Source organism: Methylosinus sp. H3A, assembly GCF_015709455.1.
In the GTDB taxonomy this organism is placed as follows: Bacteria; Pseudomonadota; Alphaproteobacteria; order Rhizobiales; family Beijerinckiaceae; genus Methylosinus.
Genome location: NZ_JADNQW010000003.1, coordinates 1 through 13,752, shown reverse-complemented (window position 1 = coordinate 13,752; position 13,752 = coordinate 1). Strand labels below are relative to the sequence as shown.

The 13,752-nt window shown below is 61.0% G+C and carries 14 protein-coding genes and 2 pseudogenes; 6 read left to right on the top strand and 10 right to left on the bottom strand.

The window, feature by feature from the left end; translation table 11 throughout:
* Positions 1–170: 170 nt before the first annotated feature.
* The 3 genes from IY145_RS00915 to IY145_RS00905 all read right to left on the bottom strand — a co-directional run bounded on the left by IY145_RS00915 (position 171) and on the right by IY145_RS00905 (position 3,836).
* Positions 171–1,658: a tetratricopeptide repeat protein gene (locus IY145_RS00915; RefSeq protein ID WP_196406524.1), complete on the bottom strand. Its 1,488-nt coding sequence runs from the start codon at positions 1,656–1,658 to the stop codon at positions 171–173.
* Between the two features lie 136 nt (positions 1,659–1,794).
* Entirely contained in the window at positions 1,795–2,772 is a 978-nt protein-coding gene (locus IY145_RS00910; protein ID WP_196406523.1) for a beta-propeller fold lactonase family protein, read from the bottom strand.
* Between the two features lie 275 nt (positions 2,773–3,047).
* On the bottom strand, positions 3,048–3,836 hold the full coding sequence (locus IY145_RS00905; protein ID WP_196406522.1) for an NAD(P)H-dependent oxidoreductase: 789 nt from the start codon (positions 3,834–3,836) through the stop codon (positions 3,048–3,050).
* 149 nt (positions 3,837–3,985) lie between these two features.
* Between IY145_RS00905 and IY145_RS00900 the strand changes: the two genes are divergently transcribed.
* Positions 3,986–4,897 carry a LysR family transcriptional regulator gene (locus IY145_RS00900; protein ID WP_196406521.1) on the top strand — a complete coding sequence of 304 codons (912 nt, stop codon included), beginning with the start codon at positions 3,986–3,988 and terminating at the stop codon, positions 4,895–4,897.
* Between the two features lie 57 nt (positions 4,898–4,954).
* Here IY145_RS00900 and IY145_RS00895 read toward each other — a convergent pair whose 3' ends face one another.
* A complete protein-coding gene (locus IY145_RS00895; RefSeq protein ID WP_246721652.1) occupies positions 4,955–5,521 on the bottom strand; it encodes a TetR/AcrR family transcriptional regulator in 567 nt (188 codons plus the stop codon).
* Here IY145_RS00895 and IY145_RS00890 point away from each other — a divergent pair.
* On the top strand, positions 5,514–6,140 hold the full coding sequence (locus tag IY145_RS00890) for a peroxiredoxin family protein (protein WP_246721651.1): 627 nt from the start codon (positions 5,514–5,516) through the stop codon (positions 6,138–6,140). The two genes, IY145_RS00895 and IY145_RS00890, sit on opposite strands and share 8 nt — an antisense overlap.
* A gap of 31 nt (positions 6,141–6,171) precedes the next feature.
* Here the strand turns inward: IY145_RS00890 and IY145_RS00885 are convergent, their stop codons facing one another.
* Positions 6,172–6,534, bottom strand: a complete 363-nt coding sequence (locus IY145_RS00885) for a winged helix-turn-helix transcriptional regulator (protein WP_246721687.1) — start codon at positions 6,532–6,534, stop codon at positions 6,172–6,174.
* A 147-nt stretch (positions 6,535–6,681) separates the two neighbouring features.
* Here IY145_RS00885 and IY145_RS00880 point away from each other — a divergent pair, with 147 nt between their 5' ends.
* On the top strand, positions 6,682–7,671 hold the full coding sequence (locus tag IY145_RS00880) for a zinc-binding alcohol dehydrogenase family protein (RefSeq protein ID WP_196406517.1): 990 nt from the start codon (positions 6,682–6,684) through the stop codon (positions 7,669–7,671).
* Positions 7,672–7,899: 228 nt separating this feature from the next.
* Here IY145_RS00880 and IY145_RS26280 read toward each other — a convergent pair whose 3' ends face one another.
* Together IY145_RS26280 and IY145_RS00870 are read right to left on the bottom strand one after the other, a co-directional pair.
* A complete protein-coding gene (locus IY145_RS26280; RefSeq protein ID WP_210332574.1) occupies positions 7,900–8,244 on the bottom strand; it encodes a MarR family transcriptional regulator in 345 nt (114 codons plus the stop codon).
* Positions 8,237–8,650, bottom strand: a complete 414-nt coding sequence (locus IY145_RS00870) for a GNAT family N-acetyltransferase (protein WP_246721650.1) — start codon at positions 8,648–8,650, stop codon at positions 8,237–8,239. Before IY145_RS00870 ends, IY145_RS26280 begins: the two co-directional genes overlap by 8 nt.
* 76 nt (positions 8,651–8,726) lie before the next feature.
* Between IY145_RS00870 and IY145_RS00865 the strand changes: the two genes are divergently transcribed.
* The 3 genes and pseudogenes from IY145_RS00865 to IY145_RS00855 all read left to right on the top strand — a co-directional run bounded on the left by IY145_RS00865 (position 8,727) and on the right by IY145_RS00855 (position 11,100).
* Positions 8,727–9,179 (top strand): hypothetical protein, encoded by a 453-nt coding sequence (locus IY145_RS00865; RefSeq protein ID WP_196406718.1) that lies wholly within the window; start codon positions 8,727–8,729, stop codon positions 9,177–9,179.
* Positions 9,180–9,246: 67 nt separating this feature from the next.
* Positions 9,247–9,930 carry a DUF1501 domain-containing protein gene (locus IY145_RS00860; protein ID WP_409455279.1) on the top strand — a complete coding sequence of 228 codons (684 nt, stop codon included), beginning with the start codon at positions 9,247–9,249 and terminating at the stop codon, positions 9,928–9,930.
* A gap of 145 nt (positions 9,931–10,075) precedes the next feature.
* Positions 10,076–11,100: pseudogene (locus tag IY145_RS00855) on the top strand (IS110 family transposase).
* A gap of 317 nt (positions 11,101–11,417) precedes the next feature.
* On the opposite strand, the pseudogene IY145_RS00850 reads toward IY145_RS00855, so the two are convergent.
* From IY145_RS00850 to IY145_RS00840, 3 genes and pseudogenes are all read right to left on the bottom strand, one after another.
* Positions 11,418–11,870, bottom strand: a pseudogene (locus tag IY145_RS00850) (IS6 family transposase); the annotation flags it as partial.
* The gene (locus tag IY145_RS26450; protein ID WP_196406515.1) at positions 11,777–12,262 is read right to left on the bottom strand and encodes a transposase family protein; all 486 of its coding nucleotides are present in this window, start codon (positions 12,260–12,262) and stop codon (positions 11,777–11,779) included. The gene IY145_RS26450 and the pseudogene IY145_RS00850, both read right to left, overlap by 94 nt.
* 190 nt (positions 12,263–12,452) lie before the next feature.
* Positions 12,453–13,752 (bottom strand): TonB-dependent receptor (locus IY145_RS00840; protein ID WP_196406514.1); only part of this gene is annotated, 1,300 nt, incomplete at its 5' end.

The window sequence follows — 13,752 nt, the reverse complement described above, 5'->3', positions numbered from 1 at the left end:
TCGCGGGCGATCGGCGTTACGCAGAAGCCACGATGAGGAGGAAATTTTTACCGTCCGTCATATTGAAGCGTCTCGAGTTTGCTGCGCGGCCACGAGTGACGTCGTAAATGCGCGCAGCTCGAGGAGCCATCCGAGACTCCACTCGCGCATTCGACACGATCGTCGCTCGTCTACGGCTTACGACGCAGAAGGACGATATGCCCTGGGACCGGCGCATTCGCCTCTAGCCGCTGAGACGTCTCCAGATTGGCGATCACGTCGAACGCTCCGGCCGCGAGGCGCTCGATATAGGCGAAACTATGAGCAAATCGGCCGGTCGGCTGAAGCCTGTATGTTTCCCCGTCTCCGCGCTCGAAGCTGATCGCGAATATGCCGTTCAGCGCGAGATGCGCCGATACAACGGAAATCAGCGGCTTCAGATCTCCGATATAGACGATCACGTCCAGGGCGACGATCAAATCGAATTGTCGGTCGCTCGCCTCGAGGAAGTCGACCGCCTCACATTCGAACAGCTCGTGATAGGAGCCGCGCCCCTTGGCCTTGTCGAGCATTCGTGGGGAAAGATCGACGCCGGCCCTTCGATCGCTCAATGTCTCGAGAAATGGTCCAAACAGACCGGTGCCGCAGCCGAGATCGAGCGCCGAACGAAAGGGCTCGTTCAGCGCGGCGAGCAGCGTATGGCACTTGGCGGGAACGTCATATTCGAGCGCCTTCACTAGATGCTCGTCGAAACGATCGGCATATCCGTCGAAGCATTCGACGATATATCGGGCCGGAGCCTTTGCGTGCGACAGCCCGCGGACAGCATCGAGATGATAGGCGATGACTCGGTCGTCCGGGAATTTACCGAGCAACGCGCTTCCCAATCGGATCGCAGCGTCGTGATGACCAAATCCAATGAGCAATTGGAAAGTGGCGCGGCCGACGCTATCGATGTCCTCCGCCGCCGCCCCGGCGACAGCCGAATACTCGTCTGTCGCGACGTCCAACGATTCGTGGAGCGACGACTGGAGGAAGCGCGCTCGCGCGAGCTTTCGAATAAGGCCGACGTCATCCGGACAGGCAGCGACAGCCTTTTCGAAGGCGTCCAACGCCTGTGAAAATTCGCCGATGAGGAACAGGGCTTGACCGAGGCAGGCGCGCAGATAGGGAGCGTCGGCGCCGAGGTCCAGCGCGGATCGAAGGAGCTCCGCCGCGCTCGCGTAACGTCTCGACTCGATGCGCAGCAGCCCGAGAGCCGTCAGAGCCTCTTTGGAACGGGAATCCAGCCGCAGGGCTTCGAGCAATGCGCGCTCGGATGCGAGCTTATCGTTCAGCGCCGATTCGACATTGGCGAGAGCGAGCCATGCGGGGAGATGATCTCGACGCAGAGCGAGCGAAGCGGTCAACGCCGATCGAGCCTCATTCAATCGTCCGGCCGCCGAGAGCACGCAGCCGAGGTCGGCGAGCGCCAGAGGATTATCGGGCGCAAGGCTCGCGGCATCCGAAAGAACAAGGCCCGCTTCGTCGAGGCGGCCGTCGAGCCAGAGCGCCAACCCCAAGTGGCGCAAGCAAGTCGACAGCGGCGCTCCGTCCGCGATCAAGCGCTTCGAGACCGGATATTGTTCGAATAAATTGCGTGTGCGTTCATCGATGGTCGGCGACCCGTCGGACGTCATGAAAGAGCTCCGCTCCATGCTCTCGAGCTCGGCGCGCGAAAATTTCGGGACGTGTTTTGGCCGCGGAAGGCAAGCGCGCCGAGGATGAAGAGCTGCCGACAGGGCTGGCAGCTCCTTCACTTGGAAGGTGCAGGAATCAACGCGCGGCGATGCCATTGGCGGCCGGCGGAAGCCCTGACGCCACCGGGCCGGGCGTGAGCGCGCCGTCGTTGCCGACATGAAACACGCTGATCGCGTGACTGCCGCTATCGAGCACGTAGAGGAGCCGTCCCTCGGCTGCGATCGCTATGTCGGTCGGTCCACTTCCGGTTCCGGTTCTCGCGGCGACGCCGTCATTGGCGAGGAGAGAGAGCGAGCCACGCGGTCCGATATCAAATCCAGTGATCGTCGCATTCGGCGTATTGGCGGTGTAGGCATAGCGGCCTCCTGGCGTGGCGATCACCCAGCAAGCCGCAGTCTGGTGCGTCGGAGCAGACGCCTGGAGCAGAGTCAGCGCTCCGTGCGGTCCGACGCGATAGGAAGAAACCGAACTCGCGCCCGAAGCTCCTCCGGCCGCTTCGGCCACCAACAGCGTCCCATGTCCAGAAAAGGAGAAGCCGAACGGGGTCGGTCCAGAGGAGGGCACGATGTTGGGGCTGCGCGCCGGTCTTCCTTCGTCGTCGAGCGCATAGACAGTCAGTTTGTTCGTCGCCTTTTCCGTGACGACGACGCTCCTGCCGCCGCGGCTGATTCCGATTTCTGCAGCGCCGACGCCCGTTCCGCTCAATGGCCTCACCGAATTGGCCACCGCTTCGAGTCTTCCGTGGTCATTCAATCGATATCCCGCGATGCTGTCGCTGCCTGCGTTCAAGACATAGACGAGGTCGTCCTCGATCGAAACGCTGATCGGCGTCTTTCCCCCGCTCGCGGCGCGCGCAGTCGGTTCGGGACGACCTGTTTTCAGATCGAACAAGGTGATGTCGTCGCTGCCGGCATTGACGACGACGAGCCAGCGGCCATCGTCGCTGAGCGCCAGAGCGCCTTGATTTCCAAGTCCGGCGCCCGTTCCGCGGCCGCCCGTGGGAACAACGCCTTTCGCTGTCAGCTCTCCAGTCGCATTCCTCTCGAACGTCAACAGAGCATTCGAGCTCGTGTCGTTGCTCATCGTGTAGACAGCGCCGGCGGCGCCGTTTCGATCTCGCGAATGCGCAAGGGTCGGCGCGAAAAATTGGAGCAACGCGCAGATGGAAGCATACGATAACAATTGCAAATGACGTCGATCGAACATTTTGGAACCTCGGTGGCGTATCGTTGATGACGACGGATCGAGAGCGGTCGGGCCTCGTCGGATCAATTCGCGCGCCGCCGAGAGGGCGTTACACGGGCCGGGAAAAAAATTCCCGCCGCCTGTCACATGGTCACGTCATCGGCGAGATGCGCGGCCAAGCCGGTTTTTCCAAGCGCAACGTGATCGGACATCGTGTGACGATCGGGAAAGTCGCCGCCGTTTTGCAAGCGGAAGGGAATAGGGGCGTCGGTGAAGAGTCCAGCCAAGCGGTCGCGCCAGCCCGCTTCGACGGCTCGGATCTGCTCGGCGGTGGTGATATGCGCAGCGCCGTAGACTGCATGCGTCGGTAGGACATCCATGCCTGGGTAGAACAATGCGCCATGGGTCAAGGGGAACAAAATCTGATCGATCGGCCCATTGACGCCGCGCGGGCCATAGTCCTCCGCAGGGCCGCCCGTCATGACGTTCACCAATGCGCGCTTGCCTTTCAATATGCCGTCGCCGAAGCGATAGTCATTGCCGCCGGTCTTGTAGCCATACGCGAATCCGAACGCATAAACGCGCTCGATCCAGCCCTTGAGAAGGGCGGGCGGGCTGTACCACCAGAGCGGAAACTGGAGAATCACCGCATCCGCCGCCAGCAGCTTGGCCTGCTCGGCGACGACATCCGCGCTCTGACGCCCGGTGGAATAGGCATGCGCCGATTCCATGATGAAGGACAGCCTTTGCTGATCGACTCGGCTCGGAAAGTCGTCAGCGTCGAACACCGCTTTCCAGCGCATTCCATAGAGATCTGATTGCATAACCTCGTATCCTTTGCCAGAGAGAGTCGAGACCGTGACGTCTACGAGTCTACGCGTGATCGAGGTCGACTCCGGGTGCGCGAACACGACGAGAATTTTCTTGGTCATCTGAAATGCTCCTGCTGGGGGCGGCGCCTCTACGCTCGCTCGCGATCTCGGAGCGGCGCTCTGGCGTGAGGCGCCGTTCTGTCTCTTTGAAATTAGCGACAGCGGCGGTATGTTTGAAATCGATTGTATTACGTGTCGGCATAAATCACATGGATACCAACCATCTCGACCTCAATCTGCTCGCCATCTTGGAAACACTGCTCGCCGAGCGGAATGTCACCAAAGCGGCGGCGCGACTGCATCTCAGTCAGCCGGCGGTGAGCGCGCAGCTCTCGCGGCTACGGGACATCTTCGACGACCCGCTGCTGCTTCCCACCCGACGTGGAATGATTCCGACCGAAAGAGCCCTGCAATTGGCGGGGCCATTGCGCGATGCGCTCGACCAATTGCGGAATGCGGTCCAGTCACATCAGGATTTCGATCCGGCGTCGGCGGAGCTGACCGTCTCCATCGCCTGCTCCGATTATATTCAGGCTGCGGTGATCGCGCCGCTCGCGCAGGCGTCGAGACAAAGGGCGCCGGGAGTTCGGATAGCGGTTCGTCATCTCGCGCCGGCGCTCATGGAGCCGCAATTGGCGAGCGGAGAAGCCGATCTCGCCATCGCAACCCCGGATGCGACGCCGTCGCATCTTCGGAGCCGTCATTTGTTCGACGAGACCTATGTGCTCATCGGCCGGCGGAGTCACCCTCGCCTCGTGGAGGGTCTCACGATCGACGACTATGTCGCATTGGAGCATGTCGTCGTTTCGAGACACGGCGGCCATTTTCGAACGCCGATCGACGACTCTCTCGAGGCTCTCGGACGCAAGAGCAAAGTCGTGCTGTCCGCCGGTTCGTTCCTGTTCGTTCCGGAAATCGTCTCGGAAAGCGATCTCGTCGCGCTCGTGCCGCGCCGGCTGCTGCAGCGACGTGAGGAGCGGCTTACGATGATCGAGCTTCCATGGCTCGGCGAGCGATTCGAGGTCGGCATGATCTGGCACGAGCGTAGCCATGGACACGCCGGTCATCGCTGGCTGAGGGAGCTGATCGTCGAAATCGCCGGTGACAGGACCGGGACCTGACGGCCCGGCGCATAGTCCGCTCGACCGACTCTATTCGGTTCACTGGCGCGCAGTGGCTCAGCCCGTCCTCATGTGCCGTGCGATATTGTCGATCGCCATGTCGATTGCGATTTTCAAAGGGCCGCTCGATCGCGTCGTCTTGGCCAGAAGCAGTCCACCTTGAACCGCACATAGCGTGGCGGTCGCCAATTCCTGCGGGTCGGCGGTGGCGGCGAGTTCGCCACGCTCGCGCATCTTCGCGAAGCCCTGCTCGATCGAACCGCTCCACATCGAAAAGCCCTCGACAAGCCGCTTGCGTGCGGGTTCAGAATCATTCGCCAACTCGCTCGCCAGCGTGCCCAGCGGACATCCCTTTCCGTCACCGACTTCGTAGCGCCGAATGATCGCATCCCGCCACGCCCGGAGGGCCGAGAGAGAATCGAGCGCCCCGAGATGCGGTCCTTGCGCCTCCAGAACACGCTCCGTCTGCAAAGCGATCACTTCGAGCACCAACGCCTCCTTGTCGGTGAAGTAGTGATAGAGCTGCGATTTGCTCACCTCGGCTCGGTCCATCACATCGTCGAGGGTCGTACGGTCCACGCCATGCGCGTGAATGAGCTCGGCGGCCGCGTCGACGATGCGCATTCGCGTGGCGGCTCCACGGCGGGTCAAGGGTCGTGGATCGGATGGCTTGTTCGGCATTGGAGGATTTTGGCGGTTTTGGACTTGTAAGTCCAGTTTCAATGTGGCGGAATGGACTCTGCGGTCCATTTATGTGGAGATCCAAATGTCACATTTGCAAAATGGCGCGGCCTTCCCTGCTTTGAGGATTCCCGCGGTCGGAGGCGGCGTCATCCAAATCCCGGAGTCGCTTCTCGGATCCTTCGGCGTTGTCTTGATCTATCGGGGAGCCTGGTGTCCTTATTGTCAGGCTCAGCTCGCCGGATTTCAGCGCGCCGGTGAAAAATTGGCGCAAGCGGGCATCAAAGTCATCGCCTTCTCGGTGGACGACGAGGCGACGACGAAGGGCGTTATCGAAAAGCACGGGCTGAGCTTTCCCGTCGGGCATTCCGCCGATCTCGACGAAGTCGTGGCTGCGACCGGCGCCTACGCCAATCATACGCCTCGTCACCTGCAGACCACCGGCTTCCTGCTGGCCCCCGACGGCAAGATTCTGAATGCGGTCTATTCGAGCGGACCGATCGGCAGACTCGTAGCCGATGATGTCATCGGCATGGTCGCCTATCTCAAATCCAAAGCCTGATTCCGTCGCGCGCGAGCTTCCGGAAAAAAGCTCACTCGGGAAGCGATAGTCTGGCGCAATCGGCGACATGCTCCGGCTCGTCGAGCTCGGCGGCATGTCGTCTGCCCCATTCGCAAAGCGCCATGAGCACGGGCTTCAAGCTCTGCCCCAAAGCGGTCGCTTCATAGTCGACTCTCGGCGGAACCTGGGGAAAGACGGTGCGGCTCACAATTCGATGGGCCTCCATCTCGCGCAATTGCTGGATCAGCACCTTCTGACTGACGGCGGGCATGAGCCGGCTCAATTCCGAGAGTCGTCGAGGCCTCGACAGCAAATGGTAGAGGATCACTGGCTTCCAGCGGCCGGATATCACGCGGAGCGTTCGCTCCGCGGGCAAGGGCGGAAGATTTTTCATCACCGACGCCATACTTACCTCCAGGTCAGTATGAGACGAATTTCTCTGTAGTCCGTCAGAGCGTCTAAATGGCACGAATCCGCCGTCTGAAGAAACACGCGTGTCGAAGAGCTCGTCGAGGCTCTCGACGGCGGATCGGAGATAACGATGAGAGCCATGCAGCTAAACGCCTTCGGCGGCCCGGAAGCTTTGGAGCTGGTCGACGCGCCTATTCCTACCGTCGGTCCAGGTGAGATATTGATCCGCGTAAAGGCCTCGGGCGTGAACTTCGCTGAAACGGCGATGCGACAAAATCGCTACGCCGTGACGCCGCCGCTCCCGAGCATATTGGGCGCCGAAGCAGCGGGGATCATCGAAGCGATCGGTCCCGGCGTGGTGGGCTTTGCATTGGGCGACCGAGTGGCGGGAGCGCTTTTTGCAGCGGGCCGGTTCTTCGGCGGCTACGCCGAATTCGTCGCCTGCCCTGCCGAATTCGTCACGCCGATTCCGGAAAGCCTCCCCTTCGAGCATGCCGTCGCCCTCATGGTTCAAGGCCTGACGGCGCTTTATCTCCTCGAGCAGGCTCCTGCGGTCGACAAGCAAATTCTCGTTTCGGCGGCGGCGGGCGGCGTCGGCAGCCTGCTCGTGCAATTGGCCAAACGCGCCGGCACGAAAATGGCGATCGCGGCGGCGAGCACGCAAGACAAGCGTGAATTCGCACGTTCGCTCGGCGCCGATGCCACCATCGATTATACGCTTCCCGACTGGTCGCGCGCCGCACGCGATCTGACGGGCGGCCGAGGCGTCGACATCATTTATGAATCGGTCGGTGGGGCGGTGACGAAAGAGGGACTGAAGGCGCTCGCGCCCCTCGGCCGGCTCGTCATCTATGGCTCGCTCAATATTCTCGACTTCGATCTCGGCGTTGCCGATCTGCTCGGTCTGATCTTCCAAAATCAGACCATCACCGGCTTCGCCCTCGCGCCCCTGCTCACGCCGACGGGTCTGCGGCAAAGCTCGGCGCAGCTGTTCGCCATGGCCGAACGCGGCGAAATCGCGGTGACGATCGGAGGCGCCTACCCTCTCGATCAAGCGGCGGCCGCGCATCGGGCGCTGGAGTCACGACAAACACGAGGCAAGATTGTCCTGATCCCGTGATGCCGGGGTTGCCGAATCATTGTTCGACCGCGAATTCAGCTTTCGGCGCCAGATTCGAGAGCGATCGCCCGATTGTGGACGGGGCATCGATCCTCAGGACAGGATGTCTCGTCACAAAGGCGACAGATGTGGTCGGCGTCTTCGGCGGCGGAGACGAGCGACCGGAGCAGGATTTCGGATATGCGCGACAAATGTCGCCGGTCGTTCGTCGACAGAATGTCCAGCGTTTCACAAAGACGCCGGCATCGCTCGGATAGGAGTTCCTGTGCGCGTTCGCGTGAGCCTCAAGGAGACGAAACGGCGATCGGCTCCGGTTTCGCTCGTCACCAGTCCGGATGCTTCCAGCTTGTCGACCAGGCGAACGGTCGCCGTGTGTGACAATCCGAGGGCTCGGCTCAGCGCATTGTTTGAGCATCCCTCGTAGAAGCCGATGACGTTGAGGGCCGCCAATGATGAAGTCGTCTCATTGGGATGACGCTTGGGCAGACGCTCGAGTCGTCCGGTCAGCTCCAACGCGAGCGCCGCCAACAAATTGGCGGTGCGCAGACTGTCTTTGCGTTCGACGTCACTCACGTTTCTCACCTCGATCCAAAGTCACGACCGCCAGTCGCGAGCGAGCGACCTCGCGATAGTCCGCCTCGGTCGCCGTTTCCGGCATATCGACTTTCGCAAAGGCTTGGAAGCCGAACCGTTCGTATAGCGGCAGCGCCCTAGGACCATCCCAGATGTCGGTATGCAGCCAAACATGGCGCGGATGATGGGTCTTCCAATGCCGGCGCAAGGCGATGTCCAGTAGGTACGGTCCCAATCGTCTGCCCTGAAACGCCGGGATGAGACCAAAATAGACGATCTCGCTGCCGAGCGACGCGCTCATGCCGAATTCGCAAAGGCCGATCGCTTCGCCTCGAACCCGTGCGAGATGAATCTCTGTGTCGGCATTCGACAAGATGGTCGCAATCTCTTCGGCGGACGTGCGCATCCGACCGTCCCAATTCAGCGGCTCGCCGATCGAGCGCCAAAGGCGCATATATTCCTCGAGAGCAGGACGCTCGGTCATGACGTCGACGTCCTGGCTCGGCTCCGCGAGCGCACCGACGGACGGCGAATGTGTCAGCGCCAGGGAAGGCGAGGACATTGTCAACCGGCGCCTGAACGGTCAGCTCGCTCCATTCGAGTCCCCCGTCGCCATGATGCGCCTCTTGCTGATCTTGGGCTGGCGCCGAACGGAAGTGTCGTCCGAAGTCTATCGCAAGAGCTGGCTGCTCAACGAGATCGTGCCCGAATTCGATACTGAAGCGCTGCGCGTTAAGCCCACCATCAGCAAAGGCGCAACCGCATACGTCCCAGTCCACTTACGCATTGCGCTTTTGGCCGGCCTCGCTGCTGCAGCTAAAGACACAATCGGCATGTTGCGCGATCTGCGGCCGGCGTGCCGACCATTCTATCTGAGGCGCTTCGACGAGCTCGCTGCCGAGGCCCTCGGCGACAGTGAAGATTTCTCAATTTAAATGTCCAAGCGCGAAAAACTCCTCCGAAATTCTCAAATAAGATGTCCAAGCCCACCGTGAACCGGGAATTTCAAACAATAAGATGTCTCCCGACATGCAGGCCCGCACGTGCTCCTATGAGCTCGCCTATCGCATGGAGACCTCGGCGCCGGAAGCGGTCGATCTCTCCAAGGAGACGGCGGCCACCAAGGCGCTCTATGGTCTCGACAATGACGCCACCAAAGACTACGGCACGGCGCTGCTGCGCGCCCGTCGTCTGGTCGAGCGCGGCGTGCGCTTCATCCAGGTCGTCTCCGGGCCTGTCGACGCCATCGCCGACGACGCCAGGAACTGGGACGCGCATAGCAAGCTCGAGGAGAACCATGGAGCGAACACGCGGGCGATCGACAAGCCGATTGCCGGGCTTCTCGCCGATCTCGCGGCGCGCGGACTATTGGATGAGACGCTCGTCGTGTGGACGTCGGAGTTCGGCCGCACCTCGTACGGCCAGAGCGGCGACGGCCGTGACCATAATCCGTGGGGCTATACGCAATGGCTCGCCGACGGCGGCTTGAAGCATGGCTTCACCTATGGTTCCACGGATGAGATCGGTCTCAAGACGGTTGAAAATCCGGTCGACACCTATGATCTGCATGCGACCGTGCTGCAGCTGCTCGGCCTCGATCATCTGAAGACGGTCTATCTGCGCGCCGGTCGCGCCGAGCGGCCAACGGTCGTCTATGGCAAGGTCGCGAGCGATATTCTCGCCTGAGTGGCGTCTGAAAGTGAGAAAGCGAGGCGCTCGATACGGCCCCTGGGTCGAGCGCCTCGTTATTTGGTTGTGATGGGGTGGACGCCCCCCGACGGCCTCGATGTGCCAGAGTGGAGGTGTTGAATCTTACTCGGGGGAGGCGTCCATGAAAAAAGTTAGCACTATCGGATTGGATCTGGCGAAGAATGTTTTTCAAGCTCATGGTGCGGATTCCTCAGGGGCCGTCATCTTCCGCAAGAAACTACGGCGAACGCAGGTGCTGGAATTCTTTGCCGCCCAATCGCCCTGCGTCGTGGCCATGGAGGCTTGCGGAGGGTCGCATTTCTGGGGCCGAGAGATCGGCAAGTTCGGGCATCGCGTAAGGTTGATTCCGCCGGCCTACGTCAAGCCGTTTGTAAAGCGTCAGAAGAACGATGCCGCCGACGCGGAAGCGATCTGCGAGGCCTCCCAGCGCCGACGATGCGGTTCGTAGCGGTAAAGCGTGAAGCAGCGCAAGGCGCGGCAGTGGTGTTCCGAACACGCGATATGCTGGTGCGCCAGCGTACGCAGATCATCAACGCTCTACGTGGCCATCTCGCCGAGTTCGGCCTGATTGTCGCCCAAGGCCCGGCGCATGTCGTCAAGCTGATTGCGGCCGTGCAGGACCCCGAGCAGCCGCTCCCGGAAGCGGCGCGTCCCATCCTCTGCGTCCTGGTCGATATGCTGAACTTGCTGGATCAACGCATAAAGCTTCTGGACATCGCGATTGCTCGACGCGCGAAGGAAGACGAAATGGCGCGTCGCCTCATGAGCATCCCAGGCGTGGGTCCGGTTATCGCGACCGCTGTAGCCGCGCTTGCGCCGCCGGCTGAAACATTCAGACGAGGTCGCGACTTTGCGGCTTGGCTCGGGCTCACGCCATTGCAACATTCCACCGGAGGGAAACAGAGGCTCGGCGCGACATCGAAGATGGGAGACCGAACGCTTCGACGTCTGCTCGTCATAGGCGCGAGTTCAGTGGTGCGGTGGGCAGCGCGAAAGGGGGCGCCCGAGGGCTCGTGGCTCGCGAGCATGATCGCACGCAAACCAGCGATGCTGGTACGCGTTGCATTGGCGAACAAAATGGCGCGCGTCATGTGGGCGCTGATGGCCAAAGGAGGGACTTACCGAGCTCCGGTCGTGGCGGCGTAAGCACGCTCGCGATCGTGGGGCGGTCGGAGGCGTAGGAGGTCAAACGGAAAGTATGGCGCAATAGTCGGCGAGATGGGATCGGGAAAACCAGTTTTGCGACACGTGCCATGAGAGCACGCGGTTGTGATTTGGACTCGGTCCGCGAACTCCCATACGGGCCCGCGGCGTGTGAAAAGTCGCATTCGAGGCCGGACACATGTCAGCACCTGACTACGCACCATGGCGATCCGAAAGATTTTTCTTGCGCTGAAGCGGGCGTCCACACATGTCGCAAATTTTGAATACGGAGGCGACGCGGCGTGTGAGAGTGACACGGCTCACGCTGCGAGGGCATAGAACTGCTGGGCTGGACGCAATTCGCCCATGGTCTGCAACTGGTACTTGCTGATCATATGCATGAGTTCGATCCCCGAGAGTGTCGCAGAGCCGATCGAAATGATTTGAAGCCCAACATGGGCCGCGTCACTCGCTTCACCGCTCGATGGTCCTGCTCGACGATATTATTGAGATATTTGATGCGGCGGATTTCGATGTCCGCTTCATGCTCCGCATTGTGGCTTTCGATCGCTGCCATGTTGGCGCCGCTCTTGAGAGATCGTGATCTTCTCCGGCTTGCCATGCTGGCCGATCGCCTTACGCAGGAAACGCAACGCGGCTTTGTGATCCCTCTTGGCGGTCAACAGAAAATCGACCGTCGCACCTGCCTTGTCGACGGCCCGATAGAGGTATTTCCAGGAGCCTTTGACTTTCTCAAAATCGTGGTGTGACCGACCCGCATGCCGAGGAGGTCCATCAGCCGTTCGGATGGCCGTCCGCCTACGCTATGCCCGAATAGGCGAACGACTCCCGCAAGGCGCGCCGTTTGTCGGCCGAACGGCGCTGCGAGCCCTGGAATGCGTTCGGCGAAGATGCGCCGCTCGCAATTTTGATTGCGGCATCGCCAGCGGGTCAAGCGAACTCGAACGTCGACTGGCGTCCCCTGCGCGGGAAGATCTCGGAGTTTTCGATGATAGGAACTATGCCGCGAATTCGACTTCAGCCCGCATGCTGGACATATTGCGTGCGCGTCGGCGCTGAGCGAGACCGCCCATTCCGCCTCCAGGCGCTCGACGGTTAGAGCCTGCAAATTTGGCGCAGGAGCCCAGCAAGTTGATGTTTTCATACCGAAAGATGCGACATCTCAAGCCAAACCGCAACAATCAGCCAATTTGCACCGAGAGTGAAGCAGACCCCGGAATGGTCAGGCGGTCACGGCGGATAGCCTGACGATCGGAGCATCGCTCAAATGGGCGATGGCTTCCAGCGTCCTGTTCGATCCCCGCGGCGCGGGACCGCGACGCCGGCACATTCGGTCAATCGAGCTTCACGAGAACCGAGGCGCCGAACGTGCGCGGCTCGAACGGCAATCCAATCGTCGCCGGCGCCGATGGGCTGCCGGGCGACCATGAGGTCACTGGCCGCTCGTCGAATATGTTCTTGCTCCAGAATGTGAGACTGTAGCGCTCGTCGTCGGTGCGCAGGCCGAAGCCGAAATTCACCAGCGCGTAGGGCTTCGCCCAATAACGGAACACCGAATGCGGGTCGGTCAGCAGCGCCTTGTCGCGCCAAGCGAGATTCGAGTAAACGAAGCCGGTGACCGGACGGTTCGCCCAGTCCCCGAGATCGCGGAAATATGATCCGAGCGGCTGTTCATAATTGAAGCCGATATTGTACGACCAGAGCGGAAGCCCCTCCCAACGCGTGTTCGTGCGCGAGAGGGTCTGCGGCGCTCTTAGCGGCCCCGTTGTCCACAGCCAATCCTCTGGCGGCGGCGCATTGTCGAAATCGAGCCAGCGCGCCTCGGTATAGGCGCCGGAGAAATTGAACCATAGGCGCTCAAACGGATTCCAGCGCCCGTCGAATTCGATGCCGCGCAGCCGCGCATGGCGTGCGTTGCCAAGATAGGTATTTCGGATCGGCTCGCCGAGACTGTTGCGAAAGCTCGAGTCGATCAGATTGGCCTGGAAATTATAGAGGTCGTTCCAATAGAGGTTCACATTGGCGATGAGGCTGCCGTCAAACCAATTGGTCTTGGCGCCGATCTCATAATCCCAGGACACCTCGGACTTGGTGAAGAGCGGCAGAAAGCCTTGGAAACTATTCCTGTCGTCAAAAACCGGAACGCCGCCCGGCCCGCCGCCGCCGCCAGCGTTAATTGCTCCCGCCTTCTCGCCACGGCCGACAAGGCCATAGACGAGAATATTCTCGCTTATTCTGTATTGCGGATTGACGATCGCGCTGAACAGATTGAAGCGTTTCGTCCGGCCACCGGTGTCGAAGAAGGTTTGGAGGCCTGCGCCTCTGATAGCCTGCAACTGCTCGGCGGGCGTGAATGGGCCGGGAAAGAGCGAATTCCAGGTGAATATCGAGCCTTCTTTGATTTCATAGCTCTCGCGCAGCCCAAGGGTCAGCGCCAGACGGTCGTCGACATGATAGGTTCCCTGCGCATATCCGGCGATATGGAAGGTGCGGGCTTTGCCTTCGCTAACAGCCCGGTCGCCGGCGGGATACAGAGCAGGGCGCCCAAACCATTTCACGGCATCGACTCCAACACGGGAGGTGCTGTGCGCCCAGGCGTCCTCATAATTCGCATAGGAGCCGAGCAGCCATTCG